15 protein-coding genes and 1 tRNA gene are annotated in these 14,366 nt (G+C 69.2%); 8 read left to right on the top strand and 8 right to left on the bottom strand.

Going from position 1 to position 14,366, the window contains the following annotated elements; translation table 11 throughout:
* Nucleotides 1–189: 189 nt before the first annotated feature.
* On the bottom strand, nt 190–2,754 hold the full coding sequence (gene pepN, locus ACFW0G_RS42460; RefSeq protein ID WP_378331224.1) for an aminopeptidase N: 2,565 nt from the start codon (nt 2,752–2,754) through the stop codon (nt 190–192).
* 179 nt (nt 2,755–2,933) lie between these two features.
* Between pepN and ACFW0G_RS42455 the strand changes: the two genes are divergently transcribed.
* Nucleotides 2,934–3,551: a DsbA family protein gene (locus tag ACFW0G_RS42455; RefSeq protein WP_378331223.1), complete on the top strand. Its 618-nt coding sequence runs from the start codon at nt 2,934–2,936 to the stop codon at nt 3,549–3,551.
* A 9-nt stretch (nt 3,552–3,560) separates the two neighbouring features.
* Here ACFW0G_RS42455 and ACFW0G_RS42450 read toward each other — a convergent pair whose 3' ends face one another.
* Both ACFW0G_RS42450 and ACFW0G_RS42445 read right to left on the bottom strand, forming a co-directional pair.
* Nucleotides 3,561–4,373 (bottom strand): MBL fold metallo-hydrolase, encoded by an 813-nt coding sequence (locus ACFW0G_RS42450; RefSeq protein ID WP_378331222.1) that lies wholly within the window; start codon nt 4,371–4,373, stop codon nt 3,561–3,563.
* A complete protein-coding gene (locus ACFW0G_RS42445; RefSeq protein WP_378331221.1) occupies nt 4,370–5,113 on the bottom strand; it encodes a 2-phosphosulfolactate phosphatase in 744 nt (247 codons plus the stop codon). Before ACFW0G_RS42445 ends, ACFW0G_RS42450 begins: the two co-directional genes overlap by 4 nt.
* 46 nt (nt 5,114–5,159) lie before the next feature.
* Between ACFW0G_RS42445 and ACFW0G_RS42440 the strand changes: the two genes are divergently transcribed.
* The gene (locus tag ACFW0G_RS42440; protein ID WP_378331220.1) at nt 5,160–5,633 is read left to right on the top strand and encodes a ribose-5-phosphate isomerase; all 474 of its coding nucleotides are present in this window, start codon (nt 5,160–5,162) and stop codon (nt 5,631–5,633) included.
* Nucleotides 5,633–6,442, top strand: coding sequence for an Fpg/Nei family DNA glycosylase (locus tag ACFW0G_RS42435; protein ID WP_378331219.1), 810 nt, complete (start codon nt 5,633–5,635; stop codon nt 6,440–6,442). The genes ACFW0G_RS42440 and ACFW0G_RS42435 overlap by 1 nt, the downstream gene beginning before the upstream one ends.
* Before the next feature lie 4 nt (nt 6,443–6,446).
* Here ACFW0G_RS42435 and ACFW0G_RS42430 read toward each other — a convergent pair whose 3' ends face one another.
* Both ACFW0G_RS42430 and ACFW0G_RS42425 read right to left on the bottom strand, forming a co-directional pair.
* Nucleotides 6,447–7,199 (bottom strand): GNAT family N-acetyltransferase, encoded by a 753-nt coding sequence (locus ACFW0G_RS42430; protein WP_378331218.1) that lies wholly within the window; start codon nt 7,197–7,199, stop codon nt 6,447–6,449.
* A 146-nt stretch (nt 7,200–7,345) separates the two neighbouring features.
* Nucleotides 7,346–8,149, bottom strand: a complete 804-nt coding sequence (locus tag ACFW0G_RS42425; RefSeq protein WP_378331217.1) for a hypothetical protein — start codon at nt 8,147–8,149, stop codon at nt 7,346–7,348.
* A gap of 162 nt (nt 8,150–8,311) precedes the next feature.
* Here ACFW0G_RS42425 and ACFW0G_RS42420 point away from each other — a divergent pair, with 162 nt between their 5' ends.
* From ACFW0G_RS42420 to ACFW0G_RS42410, 3 genes are all read left to right on the top strand, one after another.
* Nucleotides 8,312–9,187: a TIGR03619 family F420-dependent LLM class oxidoreductase gene (locus tag ACFW0G_RS42420; protein WP_378331216.1), complete on the top strand. Its 876-nt coding sequence runs from the start codon at nt 8,312–8,314 to the stop codon at nt 9,185–9,187.
* A 3-nt stretch (nt 9,188–9,190) separates the two neighbouring features.
* Nucleotides 9,191–9,637 (top strand): nuclear transport factor 2 family protein, encoded by a 447-nt coding sequence (locus ACFW0G_RS42415; protein WP_378331215.1) that lies wholly within the window; start codon nt 9,191–9,193, stop codon nt 9,635–9,637.
* 129 nt (nt 9,638–9,766) lie between these two features.
* Nucleotides 9,767–10,990: a glycoside hydrolase family 27 protein gene (locus ACFW0G_RS42410; protein WP_378331214.1), complete on the top strand. Its 1,224-nt coding sequence runs from the start codon at nt 9,767–9,769 to the stop codon at nt 10,988–10,990.
* On the opposite strand, the gene ACFW0G_RS42405 is transcribed toward ACFW0G_RS42410, so the two are convergent.
* The gene (locus ACFW0G_RS42405; protein ID WP_378331213.1) at nt 10,969–11,301 is read right to left on the bottom strand and encodes a hypothetical protein; all 333 of its coding nucleotides are present in this window, start codon (nt 11,299–11,301) and stop codon (nt 10,969–10,971) included. The genes ACFW0G_RS42410 and ACFW0G_RS42405 overlap by 22 nt on opposite strands.
* A gap of 396 nt (nt 11,302–11,697) precedes the next feature.
* On the opposite strand from ACFW0G_RS42405, the gene ACFW0G_RS42400 reads away from it, so the two are divergent.
* Entirely contained in the window at nt 11,698–12,330 is a 633-nt protein-coding gene (locus ACFW0G_RS42400; protein WP_378331212.1) for an SRPBCC family protein, read from the top strand.
* Nucleotides 12,331–12,340: 10 nt separating this feature from the next.
* On the opposite strand, the gene ACFW0G_RS42395 is transcribed toward ACFW0G_RS42400, so the two are convergent.
* Nucleotides 12,341–13,330: a quinone oxidoreductase family protein gene (locus ACFW0G_RS42395; protein WP_378331211.1), complete on the bottom strand. Its 990-nt coding sequence runs from the start codon at nt 13,328–13,330 to the stop codon at nt 12,341–12,343.
* Nucleotides 13,331–13,423: 93 nt separating this feature from the next.
* On the opposite strand from ACFW0G_RS42395, the gene ACFW0G_RS42390 reads away from it, so the two are divergent.
* A complete protein-coding gene (locus tag ACFW0G_RS42390; protein WP_378331210.1) occupies nt 13,424–14,020 on the top strand; it encodes a TetR/AcrR family transcriptional regulator in 597 nt (198 codons plus the stop codon).
* A 200-nt stretch (nt 14,021–14,220) separates the two neighbouring features.
* Here ACFW0G_RS42390 and ACFW0G_RS42385 read toward each other — a convergent pair.
* Nucleotides 14,221–14,297: transfer RNA gene (locus ACFW0G_RS42385), tRNA-Pro, on the bottom strand.
* Nucleotides 14,298–14,366 lie beyond the last annotated feature (69 nt).

Here is a 14,366-nt window from a genome sequence, read left to right as displayed (position 1 = left end):
CCCCTACCGCCCCTTCCTCTTCTTAAACCCTCCCGTCGGCTGCGTCCGCGACACACGCACGGGACGCGGAGACGCCCCATGGGCACGAGAACACGACCCGCCGCCCCCATGTCCCGAACGCGCCGTTGAGGACGTTCAACGTCCCCATCGCGTCGTTCGGGACACAGCAGGCCGCAGAGCCGAAAACCCTCAGGAGCGGTCGAAGTCCCGCGCCGCCAGCGCGCGGACGATACCCGCGCGGCCCTCCGAGACGAGCCGCCGCAGCGCTGCCGGATGGTCGCCGGCGAGCCAGGCGTCCGACGCCTCGACCGTGGCGGGTTCCACCGCCCACGACGGGTACAGGCCGATGATCGTCGGCTGCGCACGCTCGCTCGAACGCCGCTGCCACACCTCGTCGACGACGTCGAAGTACTTCGCCACATACGAACCGAGCAGCGCCTTCTGACCCGGGTGTGAGAAGCCCGAGATGAGCGAGTCGCTGACCGCGTTCGGCAGTTCGTCGTCGTGGATCGCGCGCTGCCAGGCGTCCGCCTTGGCCTCCGCGTTCGGCCGCAGCGCGCGCGAGCGCTCGGCCTGCCGCCGTCCCGCCGCGGTGTCGTCCCGCGCCTGCTCGGCGTCGATCTCGGCCTTGTCCGCCTTGCCGTGCGCCACCAGTGCCTGCAGCAGCCGCCAGCGCAGGTCGGTGTCGACGGTGAGGCCGTCCAGCGGCGCCGAGCCGTCGAGCCAGCCCGCGATGACCGTCAGGGTCTCCTCGTCCAGCACCGAACCGGCGAGCGAGTTGACGAACGCCAGCTGGTGGTCCGAGCCCGGCGCCGCCGCGCGCACCAGTTCCAGCAGCCGGGTGGTGAACGCGGGCCAGCCCTTCTGGACCGCCCATTCCTGCTCGGCGTAGGAGTTCAGCGCGGTCTGCGCCTGCAGCAGCAGCCGCTGCACGACCCCGACCTCGGACTCGGTGTGGATGCCCCGCGCCACCAGGGTGACGAAGTCGCGGGCCTTGAGCTCGGCCTCGCGGGTCATCTCCCACGCCGCCGACCAGCACAGCGTGCGGGGGAGCGGGTCGGTGATGTCGGCGATCCGGTCGATCAAGGTGGTCAGCGACGCCGGGTCGAGCCGCATCCGGCAGTAGGTGAGGTCGTCGTCGTTGACCAGCACCAGCTTGCCCGCGGGGACCCCGACCAGCGCCGGCACGTCGGTGCGTTCACCGTCGACGTCGAGCTCGACCCGGTGTGAGCGCACCAGGCGGCCGGAACCGTCCTCGTCGTACACGCCGACCGCGACGCGGTGCGTGCGCAGCTCACCGGCGCCCGGCTTCGCCCCGGTCTGCACGACCGCGAACGAGCTGAACGTGCCGTCCGCGCCGACCTCGTAGCGCGGGCTCAGCGAGTTCAGCCCGGTGGTCTCCAGCCACTGCGCGCTCCACCACGACAGGTCGCGCCCGGACGCCTCCTCCAGCGCGCCCAGCAGATCCGCCAGTGTCGCGTTGCCCCAGGCGTGCTTGCCGAAGTAGACCTTCAGCCCCTCCAGGAAGTGTTCCTGGCCGACGTAGGCGACGAGCTGCTTGAGCACGCTCGCGCCCTTGGCGTAGGTGATCCCGTCGAAGTTCACCTCGACGGCGTGCAGATCGACGATGTCCGCGGCGATCGGGTGCGTCGAGGGCAGCTGGTCCTGCCGGTAGGCCCACGACTTCTCGATGTTCGCGAAGCTCGTCCACGCGTTGGTGTACTCGGTCGCCTCGGCCTGCGCGAGCACGCTGGCGAAGGTCGCGAACGACTCGTTGAGCCACAGGTCGTCCCACCAGCGCATGGTTACCAGGTCCCCGAACCACATGTGCGCCATCTCGTGCAGCAACGTTTCGGCACGCCGCTCGTAGGCGTAGCGGGTGACGCGGCTGCGGAAGACGTAGTCCTCCAGGAACGTCACCGCGCCCGCGTTCTCCATCGCGCCCGCGTTGAACTCCGGCACGAACAGCTGGTCGTACTTCGAGAACGGGTACGGCGTCGCGAACTTCTCGTGGTAGAAGGCGAAACCCTGCTTGGTCTCGACGAACAGCTTGTCCGCGTCCATGTGCTCGGCCAGCGACGCCCGGCAGTAGATGCCCAGCGGGATGGTGCGGTGCTCGTCGGAGAACTCGTCCCGCCATTCGGCGTACGGCCCGGCGATCAGCGCGACCAGGTACGTCGAGATCCGCTCGGACACCTTGAACACCGTCCGCACGGCGCCTTCCGGGGTGTCCCCTGCCGATTCGACGAGCGCGTTCGAGATGACCTTCCAGTCCTTCGGCGCGGTCACCGTCAGCCGGTAGACCGACTTGAGGTCGGGCTGGTCGAAGCAGGCGAACATCCGCTTCGCGTCGGCGGTTTCGAACTGCGTGTACAGGTAGACGCCGTCGTCGACCGGGTCGACGAACCGGTGCAGTCCCTCGCCGGTGTTCATGTACCGGCAGTCGGCGGTGACCACGAGTTCGTTGCTCTCGGCGAGGCCGGGCAGCGCGATGCCGTCGTCCTCGACGTACGCGCTGACGTCCAGCTCGGTGCCGTTGAGCGTGGCGGACCGGACTCCTTCGGCGACCACGTCCACCCAGGACCGCTCCCCGGCCCGGGCGCTCGAGAACCGGATGGTGGTCTTCGAGACGAAGGTCTTCTCCCCGGGACCGCCGCGGCCGTCGGTGAGGTCCAGTTCGATGTCGTAGGACTCGACGTCGAGCAGGTCGGCACGCTGCTTGGCTTGGTCTCGGGTCAGATTCGGGGCGGGCACGGGCACCTCTGGTCAGTGGTATCGGTTTCGGTTTCCATCTACGAGCATCCAATCATGGGTGGCCACCCGCTGACGATGGGGAACAACCGGGCACCGGGTCGTGTTGGATGGCAGTGTGCGGCCGTCACCCGGCCGCCCCCGTGTCCTGAGGACCCCGCGTACCTGGAGAGATGACGACGATGACCGTTGAGTCGAAGCCAACCAAGGTCGACTTCTACTTCGACCCGATCTGCCCGTTCGCCTGGATCACCTCGCGCTGGATCCTCGAAGTCGAGAAGCACCGCGACATCGAGCTGAACTTCCGCGTGATGAGCCTTTCGGTGCTCAACGAGAACCGCGAAGACCTGCCCGAGCGGTACAAGGCGCTGCTGTCCGAGGGCTGGGCGCCGGTCCGGGTCGCCATCGCGCTCGGGCAGCAGAAGGGCCAGCAGGCCGTCCGCGACTACTACACCGAGTTCGGTACGCGGTACCACAACCAGGGCAACGAGGACCGCCGTCAGGTCATCAAGGAAGCCCTGGAAGCCGTCGGCGCGCCCGAACTGATCGAGGCGGGGGACTCGGCCGAGTACGACGAGGCCCTGCGCAAGAGCCACCACGAGGGCATGGACCCGGTCGGCACGGAGGTCGGCACGCCGACCATCCACATCGACGGCGTGGCGTTCTTCGGCCCGGTGCTGAGCTCCATCCCGCGGGGTGAGGACGCGCTGAAGATGTTCGACGGCGCGGTCGCGCTCGCGAGCTACCCCGACTTCTTCGAGCTCAAGCGCACCCGCACGGGCGAGCTCAACTTCGACTGAGCGACCGGCTCATGGTGTGCCCAGTGCGGCACGCGTGACGTCGGCGGGGTAGGGGGACATCGCGACGGCCTCCTCCTCGGTCGTTTCACCCGCCGCGACAGCGGTTTTGAGGGTGACGAGCCGGTGGAGGCCGTCGCGGTGCCGCGCGACGAACCCGGCGCCGACGGGATCGCCGTGTCCCGGTACGACGGTTTCCGGTCGCAGCGCGAGGATCTTGTCGAGCGCGGCGGCCCAGGCGGCGAGGTGCGTGTCGGTGCCGAAGGAATCGGCGGTGAAGCCGGACGGCCCGTGCTCGACGGTGTCCCCGGCGAACGCGATCCCGGCGTCGGGCACGTGGGCGACGAGGTCGTGGTCCGTGTGCGCGAGCCCGGGATACACCAGCGTGACGACGCGGCCGCCCAGGTCGACCTCCGCGCGTTCGGTCACCAGCCGCCCTGGCGGGGTGATGACGGTCCGCTCCAGCGCGTCGGAGATGTGCGGTTTGCCCTCGGCGCGGTAGGTCTCGATCCGCCGCTGCCGCGCTCGTTCGCCGTGTGCGGCGAGTTCGGCCACGCAGCCTTCCTGCGCCCAGACGTCGCACGGCAGGAACGGCGTCGTGCCGAAGCAGTGGTCGAAATGCGCGTGGGTGTAGACAACCGACCACGGCAGCGGGGTGATCTCCCGGATCGCCGCGGCGAGTTCGGCGCCCTGGTCGACATCGCCCCTGCTGTCGATCACCAGGCAGCCTTCGCCGCCGACGACGAGCCCGGTGGTCAGGTCCAGCTCCTCGTACCGGCGGGCGTAGACGCCTTCCGCGAGTTCGAGCCAGCGTCCTTCGGTCAAGAAAGGATCCTTTCGGTCAGGACGGGAGCCTCCGTGCTCACGTCCGGTTGCGCCGCCAGGACGACGTCGTTCGCGTGCCCGGCGGCGATGAGTTCCTGTCCGGACGCGCACCGGGTGAGCGCGTCCGTGATGTCGGTGGCGCCGAACGCGGCGGCGGCCAGCGCGGCCTCGGGGGAGAGCGACCGGCTGGCGGCGGCGAGTGCGGCGATGATCGCTCCGGCGCCGAGCTGATCCTCGACACACGGCCGCAGGGGCCCGAACTCGACGGCCTCGCTCAGCAAGTCCACGCCCCAGCGTTCCCCGGCCGGGATGACCCCGATCGGGCGACCCTCCGCGAGTTCGAGGGCACGGGCCGCCACCGCGGAAGCATTGCGCAGACAGCCCGCCAGGACCAGGGCATCGGTCGTCGCGGCGGCCTCGCACAGTGTGGCGCCGTTGGGCGAGGGCAGCGCGAGCAGCTTCCCGGCCGGGATCTCCGTCACAGACGACGGCCGCAGCGTCCACTCGCCCTCACCGGCGATGATCGCCCCCGCGCCACGGGCGACGGCGATGCCGCGCTCGCCGCCCCACTTCACCGGCAGCACCTGGTTGCCGCGTGCCAGCACGAGATCCGTGGTGGTGCAGAAGGAAAGCACGTCCACGACGACCAGGACGGCACACACCCCGCCGAGCGCGCCGACGCCCTCGCCGCCCCATTCGAGCCGGACGTCGTAGCCCGGCTGCCCCCAAGTCGCTGCCACCCCCACAGCATGCCCGTGCTCCGGCGGGATGGCAGACTCCCTTGCCGTGCGTGTTTACCTGGGATCCGACCATGCCGGTTTCGAACTGAAGAACCACCTGGTGAGCCACCTGCGCGAGCAGGGCCACGAGGTCACGGACATCGGCCCGGCGGTCTACGACGCCGCCGACGACTACCCTGCGTTCTGCGTCGAGACGGCGCTGCGCGTGGTTGCCGACGAGGGCAGCCTCGGCATCGTGATCGGCGGCTCCGGCAACGGCGAGCAGATCGCCGCGAACAAGGTGCCCGGCGCGCGGGCGGGCCTGGCCTGGAGCGTCGAGACCGCGAAGCTCTGCCGCGAGCACAACCACGCGCAGCTGATCGGCGTCGGCGCCCGGATGCACACCGCCGAACAGGCCACCGAGATCGTCGAAGCCTTCCTCGCGACTCCGGTGTCGCCGGAGGAGCGGCACGCGCGCCGGGTCCAGCAGCTGCTCGACTACGAGCGCACCGGCACCCCGCCCGCCCTGCCGGGGGCCTGATGCCCGAAGGGCACACCCTGCACCGGCTCGCCCGCCTGCACAAACGCCGCTACGCGGGCGCGCCGGTGTCGGTCAGCAGCCCGCAGGGCCGGTTCGCCGCCGAGGCGTCCCGTTTGGACGGTCAGGTGCTGAAGTCCGCCGAGGCGTACGGGAAGCACCTGTTCCACCATTACGGTCCACACGGGACGGTGCATGTCCACCTCGGGCTGTACGGCACCTTCGCCGAGGCGAAACTGCCGGCGACCACGCCGGTCGGCCAGGTCAGGATGCGGCTGGCGGGCCGGACCCACTGGACGGACCTGCGCGGCCCGACGCGCTGCGAGTTGCTGGACGAGGCGCAGGTCGACGCGATCAAGGCGCGCCTGGGCCCCGACCCGTTGCGCGCGGACGCCGACCCGGACCGGGCCTGGGCCCGGATCTCCCGCTCCCGCACGTCGATCGCGGCGCTGCTGATGGACCAGTCGGTGCTCGCCGGGGTCGGCAACGTCTACCGCGCCGAGGTGCTGTTCCGCCACGGCGTCCCGCCGCTGCTGCCAGGCCGCGACCTCGACAAGGCGCTGTGGGACGACATGTGGGCGGATCTGGTCGCGCTCATGCGGGACGGCGTCCGCGTCGGCCGCATCGACACCGTCGCGCCCGAGCACCTGCCCGAGGCCACCGGCCGCGCGCCGCGTCAGGACCGGCACGGCGGCGAGGTCTACGTCTACCGCCGCGCGGGCGAGGAGTGCCTGGTGTGCGGGACGTCGGTGGCGCACGCCGATCTCGTCGGCCGCAATCTCTACTGGTGCCCGGCCTGCCAGCCCGCCTGAGCCGTCAGCCCGCGACGGGCCGCGTCCGGTAGTGATACCGCGTGGCCGTGGTGAAGCCCGCGCGGTCGTACAGCTTGAGTGCCGGTTCGTTGTCCGCGAGCACCTGGAGCCACACCGAATCCACGCCGTGGCCCGACGCTTCGGCCAGCAGCCCGCGGAGGACGGCCGCGGCCTGGCCCTGGCGTCTGGCGTCCGGGTGGACGGCGAGCCCGTACAGGCCTCCCCAGGCGCCGACGAGCGCGAGCCTGCCGATCGCGGTGATCCCGGACGGTCCCTCGACCGAGGCGTAGAGCGCGGTCGTGGATTCCATGATTTCGCGGGCCACCGCGAGGGTTTCGGCGCCGCCCCTGCCGTCCGTCAGTGACCACAGATCCAGCCAGGCCGCGTCCGGTCTCTTGTCGATCCGGACGGCGACGTCGCTCGACGGGAGCCGCTCCAGCACGGTCGCGACGTCGGCGGTCTGCAGAAGCGTCGGGCGGAGCCGCGTGTAGCCGCGGGCGGCGAGCAGCTCGTCGAGATCGGCGGGCTGTGCTGCCGGGCCGATCAGGAACGTCGAGGCCAGTCCCGTGCCGTGGTAGAGGTCTTCCACCTCCCGCAGCGCCTTGCCGACGTCGGCGGGCGGCGTGAGGGGCAGCACCGAGTTCGCGCGGCTGGTGACGCCCGCCGAACGGCGGACGAGCCAGCCGTCGACCTCGGTGCAGGTGAGCGCCCGCCAGCCCTGAAGCATCAGATCGTCGAGTTCCGCAACGGTGACCATGGAACCACGCTAAGCCAGCTGAATGAAGAACCGCAACTATGTATATATATTCATTATGCGTGCACGAGGACTTCCGGTGCCGGACACGACGAAGGGGATTTTCCGCTTAGTGGTGCGGAAAATCCCCTTCGGGTCAGGATCTCGGATCAGAAGTCGAAGCCTCCGCCTCCGCCGTCGAAACCACCACCGCCGCCGTCGAAGCCGCCCCAGTCGCCGCCTCCGCCGAAGTCGCCTCCGCCGTCAAAGCTGCCACCGTCGAACCCGCCGCCGTCGAAACCACCGGAGCCCAGCGCGTCCATCTGGCCCGCGTCGTACCCGGACTCCCAGGCCGACGCGCTGGCGATGCCGCCCATACCGCTGAACATCGCGCCGAACAGCAGGGCCGAGCCCAGGCCCCACGCGCCGCCGATCAGGGCGGGCTTCCACCACGGCTCGCTGTACCAGCCCTCGGGTACCGGGCGCCCGGCGACGCGGCCGCCGGGGTAGTAGTACGGCGTGTTCTGGCCCGCCTGGGGCGAGGCCTCGTAGTGCTGGCCCTCGACGTCGACCGAACGGTGCTCGGTGACCTTGCCCGCGCGCTCGCGCTCGGCCTCTTCCGGCAGCTTCGGGCCGGGGTCCATGCCCATGGCGGTGCGCGCGGCCCGCACGTAGTAGAGACCCTCGATGGCGGTCTCCTTGACCAGCTTGGCCTGCTCGATCGTCTTCGCCTGCTCCAGCTGGGAGCCCGCCGCGTTGTACCGCTCGCTCGCGTCGGCCATCGCCTGCTGCGACGCGGTGTCGGTGCCGGTGATGTTGAGGACCTGGCCGCCGAGCCGCTCCACCAGGCGGCGGGCGTCCGCCTTCGCGTCCTCGAGTTGCCGCTGTCGCGCCGCGGCCTGCGATCGTGCGAAGTAGAGGCCGCCGCCGACGATCACGACGACGAGCACGATCAGGAAGATCGCGGTCCCCATGGGTCACTCCAAGCTCGGATGCGTGCGGTGGCTCCCAGGGAACCACCTTTGAAACGGACAACGCGGACGGTACGCGGTGGGTTCCCGTCACGTGACGCGGCGCACCACCGGTGTGTCGCGAGGGCTGGCCGGACAAACTAGAACACGTTATAGTTCGGCGATATGAAGTTCACCCTCTCGGTCGCGATGAACCCGCTCGATCAGCTGGCCGGGCTCGCCCGTGCCGCGGAGGAGGCCGGTTTCGCCTCGATTGCCCTGCCCGACTCGCTTTTCTACTCCGAAACGGTGTCCGCCGACTATCCGTACACCCCGGACGGGAGCCGGTTCTGGAACGAGGAGACGCCCTGGGCGGACCCGCTCGTCGCGGCCGCCTCGATGGGGGCGGTGACGAGCAGGATCAAGTTCTACACCTCGGTGCTGAAACTGGGTTCACGCAATCCGGTGCTGCTGGCCCGCCAGGTCAACTCGGTGGCGGCGCTGACCGGCGGCCGGTTCGGGCTCGGGCTCGGCGTCGGATGGTCGCCCGAGGAGTTCGAGTGGTGCGGAGCGCCCTACGCGCGGCGCGGCAAGCGCGTCGACGAGGCGATCGACGTGCTGCGGCTGATCCTCGACGGCGGCATGGTCGAATACCACGGGGAGTTCTTCGACTTCGACAAGCTGCGGATGAGCCCCACGCCGCCGTCGCGGGTGCCGTTCTACATCGGCGGGCACACCGACGTCGCGTTGCGGCGGGCCGCGCGGGCGGGGGACGGCTGGTCCTCGGCGATGATGAAGTTCGACGACCTGCGGGACACGATCGCGCGGCTGCGTGAGCTGCTCGCGGAGCGGGGCCGAGCCGAGGAGCCGTTCGAATACCAAGCTGTGTGCATCGACCGGTTCGGCCTCGACGGCTACCGGGAGCAGGCCTCGATCGGCGTGACCGATGTGATCACGATGCCGTGGGTGTTCGAGGGAGTCGGGTTCGACGCGGACATCGAGCCGAAGCTCGCCGCGATCCGGAAGTTCGGGGAAGACATCATCGCGAAGTTCGGAGACTGAGCAATGGGCGTTTCGGTCAGCTGGGACAGCGAAGCGGAGCAGCCGCCGGCGCGGCAGGCCGCGTGGCGGTCGATGAACGCCGTGTGCGCGGGGGACAAGGCGGGCTGGCTCGCGCTGTTCGCCGCGGACGGGGTGGTCGAGGATCCGGTGGGGCCCTCGATGTTCGACGCCGAGGGCAAGGGGCACCACGGCCACGAGGGGATCGCCGCCTTCTGGGACGCCACGATCGCCAACGTCGAGCGCTTCGAGTTCGAGATCCGCGACTCCCACGCCGCGGGCGACGAGGTGGCCAACGTCGGCACCATCACGACGTACCTTCCCGGTGGCTACCGCGTCGACACCGACGGCGTCTTCGTCTACCGAGTCGGGGAGGACGGCCTGATCAGGTCGATGCGCGCGTTCTGGGAGACCGAACGCGCGATGGCGACCGCCCGTCAGGTGCCGGAATAACCCCGGCGCGTCATATCTGATGTATCCCAGGGCTTGACTGCTCTTCGGAAGGTCTCTTAACTTTTACGGGACAGACCTCCTGCCCTCCGCCGTCGCACGAGGTGCGTGCTCACGAGCCGAGGAGCAGTCATGCCCTTGTTCCGGCGTCGTGCGATGGCGGCCGCAGCCGTTCTCGCACTCATCGCAACCGGTTTCACCGTCCAGCAGCCCGCCGCCGACGCGCTCGAAAACGGGCTGGCGAGGACGCCGCCCATGGGGTTCAACAACTGGAACTCCACCGGCTGCCGCGCCGAGTTCGGCGAGGCGATGATCAAGGGAATCGCCGATCTCTTCGTGACGAAAGGCCTCAAGGACGTCGGCTACGAGTACGTCAACATCGACGACTGCTGGGCGCTGCCCGCGCGGAACGCCGACGGCGAGCTGGTCCCCGACCCGGCGCGTTTTCCGCACGGCATCAAGGCGATCGCCGACTACGTGCACGCGAAGGGCCTGAAGTTCGGCATCTACACCAGCGCGGGCACCAAGACCTGCAACAAGGCGGGCTTTCCCGGCGCGCTCGGCCACGAGCAGCGGGACGCGAACCTCTTCGCGTCGTGGGGTGTCGACTATTTGAAGTACGACAACTGCAACAACCAGGGCGTCGACGCGCGGAAGCGCTACAGGACGATGCGGGACGCGCTGGCCAAGACCGGTCGCAAGATCGCTTACTCGATCTGCGAATGGGGCCAGTCCGATCCGAAGGTGTGGACCTGGGGCGAGCCGGTCGGCAACCTGTGGCGGACCACCGGGGACATCTCGGACAAGTGGCCGAGCATGATCGGCAAGGCACAGGCGAACCGGGTGCTGGCGCGGTACGCGGGTCCCGGCCACTGGAACGACCCGGACATGCTCGAAGTCGGCAACGGCGGCATGACCGCGACCGAATACCGCACGCATTTCAGCCTGTGGGCGATGATGGCGGCGCCGCTGCTCATCGGCAGCGACCTGCGCAAGATGTCCGACGACGGCTTCGCGATCCTGAAGAACGCCGACGTCGTCGCCCTCGACCAGGACCGCCTCGGGAAGCAGGCGACCGTGCTCAGCGCGTCGAACGGCCTGGTCGTCTACAGCAAGGTGCTGGCCAACGGCGACCGCGGCGTCGCGCTGTCCAACGAAACCGGCACGACCGCGACGATCGGCACCACCGCGGCCGCGACCGGCATCGACGGCGCGCCGTCGTACCGGCTGAAAGACTTGTGGAGCAAGGAAACCCGGACCACTTCCGGTGCGATTTCGGCGGCTGTTCCCGCACACGGCACCGTGCTGTACCGCCTCTCGCGGGCGGGCGACGGTCAGCCGGGGGACTTGAAGTAGCTGCGGGCGTCGAACCCGATGTCGAAGCCGAAGTAGCCCCGGATCTCGGTACTCTGGCCGGTGCAGTCGCTCTCCGAGTACACCTTGACGACCACGTCGGTGTGATACGAGCGTGACGGCGGAAGCCGGAAACAGCCCGGGTAGTAGATCGTGGTCCGGTATTCCGTCCCGTGGAAGGCTTTTTCGGGATAGAAGCAGGCGTTGAAGATGATGCTGCCGCAGGCGTCCGCCTCGGTGGCTTGGGCGGGCGTCGCGGCAGCCGTCAGGATGGCCGCGGCGGCAACCGCCGGCGGCAGCACTCTTCGCGTCATCTTCGCAGCCTATGAGGCCCCCGGGCCGTCAAAACCGCCATCCGGCAGCACATCGAGCGACGTCTTGACGTCGCGGCGCGGTCCCGTCGCACATCGAGCGCAGAACCGCTTCGCCGAACGCGTTCCCGGCCGTCTTCGCCCGCGCGGGCGTGTTCCGCGAACCTCGGACCGGCCAGCACGGCGACCGTGACGGTGTGGCCAAGCGCTGCTTTCGCGGTGTTGCTGGCACTCTTCCTCTCCCGCCAGGCCCATCGCCGGTGGGAGCGCCCGCGTTAGCAGAAAGTTAGAAGTTATAACTTCCCCGGTTGACACTCACCTGGCGATGGTTATAACCTCTAACTTAAGTGACCATTGTTAACTTAGCTGACCGGCTTAACCGCTGCAGGAGGAAAGACCATGTCCGACACTCGCTCGAACATGCCGCGCGCTCTTCGTCGCCGAACCGCCGCACTGCTCGCGCTCCCACTGGCTGTCGCCGGTGTTCTCGGCGGCGCCGTCACTCCGGCCCAGGCGGCCGCGACCGATCACGGCGTCAACCCGGCTTCGCTGACCTGTCAGGGAAAAGGTGTCGACCCGGCCGCCAAAGCCCGCTACCGCACCGAAACCGTCATCAAGGCGCCGCTGCGCACCATCTGGGACCTGCAGGCTGACGTGGAAGCCTGGCCCTCCTGGCAGAAACCCGCCGCCCCCATGACCCTGAAACGCCTCGACCCGGGCCCGCTCCGCAAACACTCACGGTTCCAAGCGACCGTCCACGTGCCCCCGGCCGGCGCGACGGTGATCATCACCTCGACGATCCGGCAACTCCACTACGGCAAATGCCTCCGCTGGACCGGTCCCGCCGACGGCCCCGGCTACCACGTCGACGGCACCCATGTCTGGACCTTCACCAAGGTCCCCGGCGGTGTCCTGGTCCGCACCGAAGAAACTCACTCCGGTCCGCAAGCCGACCCCGCCGGTGACATGGGCCTGGAAGCCTGGATCGCCGACCTCAAGACCGCGGCGGAACGCGGCGATTGTCCACAATAGACAAGTGCTGTCAGTCCTTTGTGGATGATGCATTGGCGGTGATCAGGAGCAGTTTTCCCGTGGTGCGGCGGGATTCGAGGTCGCGGTGCGCCTGGGCCGCCTGTTCGAGCGGGTAACGTCCACCCACTGCCACGGTCAGTTCCCCCGAGGCGATCATCGCGAAGAGGTCCGCCGAGTGTGCCCGCAGTTCCTCGCGGGTGGCGATGTGGTCGTGGAAGACCGGGTAGCAGATTTTGATGCTGCGCGGGAGTTCCTGCATGCCGATCGTCGGGACTTTCCCGATGAAGGGGCCGTAGTAGAGCAGGGTGCCGTTGCGGCGCAGGGCGCGCATGGACGCCCGGAAGGTGGACTCGCCGTTGCCGTCGAACACCGCGTGGACGCCTTCGCCGTCGGTGAGTCGCAGGGCTTCGTCAACGAACGCTTCGCCGGACGAGACCAGCACGTGGTCGGCGCCGGCTTCCTTGGCGGAGGCCACCTTCTCCTCGCGCGAGACCACGCCGATCACCTCGGCGCCGCGGTGTTTCGCGATCTGGGTGATCAACCGGCCCAGCCCGCCGGCGGCGGCGTGGACGAGGACGACGTCGCCGTCCTGGACCGGGTATACCTCGGTGGTGAAGTGGTGGGCGGTGATGCCCTGCATCATCACGCCGGCGGCGGCTTCGTCGGAGATCTCCGGCGGTACGGGCACCGCCGATGCCGCCGGGAGGACGATCGTGCTGGCGTAGCTGCCGTAGACGTAGACCCAGGCGACCCGGTCGCCGACGGCGAACCCGGTGACGCCGGAACCGAGCGCCCGGATCACGCCGGCCGCCTCGACGCCGGGGACGAACGGCACCGTTCCGTCCACGGGGCCGTGCCGCCGCACGCCGGTGTCCATGAAGTTGACGCCCGCCACGGTGACGTCGACCAGGATTTCGCCCGGCCCGGGTTCCGGCTCCGGAACCTCCCGCGCGATGAGCATCTCTGGTCCGCCCAGTTCCTCGATGACTATGGCCTGCATGGTTTTCCCGTTTCCGTCAGTGGTGATCTTGGTTGACCAGGCCAGTGTCGTCCGCCTAAAATGTACCCGCAAGTACAATCCTGGAGGTCGGGTTTGCTCACCAAGAAGGGCGCCGCGACCCGCCTGCGGATCATCGACGCCGCGGCGGCCGAGATCCGCGAACACGGCGTCAACGCCACCAAACTGGACGACGTGTGCCGGCGCAGCGGAACCGGCAAGAGCCAGCTCTTCCACTACTTCCCCGACGGCAAGGAAGAGCTTCTCCTGGCGGTGGCCCGGCGGGAAGCCGGCCGCGTGCTCGAAGACCAGCAACCGCACCTCGGCGCGCTGACCACGTGGGCGGCCTGGCGGAGCTGGCGTGACGCCGTCGTCGAGCGCTACCGCAGGCAGGGGGTGCACTGCCCGCTCGGCGTCCTGATCACCGAGCTGGGACGGCACACACCCGCGGCGCAGGAGGTCACCGGGCAGCTCCTCGCGCAATGGGAAGCGCAGGTCCGTACCGGGATCGAGACGATGCGCGAGAGCGGAAACGTCCGCGCGGACATCGATCCCGGCGCCACGGCGATGGCGATCATCGCGGCGATCCAGGGTGGCGTCACGATCCTCATGTCGACCGGGTCCGCCCGCTACCTGGAGACCGCACTGGACCTCTGTCTCGACCACCTGCGCTCGACCGGTGCGGCACCCTAGGGATTGCGCGGCCCGGACGAACGCACGCACATCGCCGTTAACGGATGGCCAACGACACCAGCTGGACACGCGCCTTCGCAACAGCCAACGGCGGCAACGCGCGTACCTCGCCATGACGGCGCGTACCTACACGAACGCGCCCGGCGCGATCTCCGCCGGGCGTGCCGCCAACCTTGATCTTGGCGTGAAAGACGACTATCTGGTCGGGATGACAGGATTTGAACCTGCGACCCTCCGCTCCCAAAGCGGATGCGCTACCAAGCTGCGCCACATCCCGGCCGACCCGCCGGTCTCCCGGGGGGTGTGCGCACAGCCTAGCGGGTCACGCTAAGCTGGTCGCGCACCC

The sequence above is a fragment of the Amycolatopsis sp. NPDC058986 genome (assembly GCF_042741125.1).
Taxonomy (GTDB): Bacteria; Actinomycetota; Actinomycetes; order Mycobacteriales; family Pseudonocardiaceae; genus Amycolatopsis.
This window is presented reverse-complemented; position numbering and strand designations above follow the sequence as displayed.

Bases quoted from the DNA above. Each gene is read 5' to 3' on its own strand.
- ACFW0G_RS42415 (WP_378331215.1), top strand. From the start codon at position 9,191: ATGGGCGTTTCGGTCAGCTGGGACAGCGAAGCGGAGCAGCCGCCGGCG.
- ACFW0G_RS42400 (WP_378331212.1), top strand. From the start codon at position 11,698: ATGTCCGACACTCGCTCGAACATGCCGCGCGCTCTTCGTCGCCGAACC.
- ACFW0G_RS42410 (WP_378331214.1), top strand. From the start codon at position 9,767: ATGCCCTTGTTCCGGCGTCGTGCGATGGCGGCCGCAGCCGTTCTCGCA.
- ACFW0G_RS42430 (WP_378331218.1), bottom strand. From the start codon at position 7,199: ATGGTCACCGTTGCGGAACTCGACGATCTGATGCTTCAGGGCTGGCGG.
- ACFW0G_RS42405 (WP_378331213.1), bottom strand. From the start codon at position 11,301: ATGACGCGAAGAGTGCTGCCGCCGGCGGTTGCCGCCGCGGCCATCCTG.
- ACFW0G_RS42420 (WP_378331216.1), top strand. From the start codon at position 8,312: ATGAAGTTCACCCTCTCGGTCGCGATGAACCCGCTCGATCAGCTGGCC.
- ACFW0G_RS42425 (WP_378331217.1), bottom strand. From the start codon at position 8,149: ATGGGGACCGCGATCTTCCTGATCGTGCTCGTCGTCGTGATCGTCGGC.
- ACFW0G_RS42395 (WP_378331211.1), bottom strand. From the start codon at position 13,330: ATGCAGGCCATAGTCATCGAGGAACTGGGCGGACCAGAGATGCTCATC.
- ACFW0G_RS42455 (WP_378331223.1), top strand. From the start codon at position 2,934: ATGACCGTTGAGTCGAAGCCAACCAAGGTCGACTTCTACTTCGACCCG.
- ACFW0G_RS42435 (WP_378331219.1), top strand. From the start codon at position 5,633: ATGCCCGAAGGGCACACCCTGCACCGGCTCGCCCGCCTGCACAAACGC.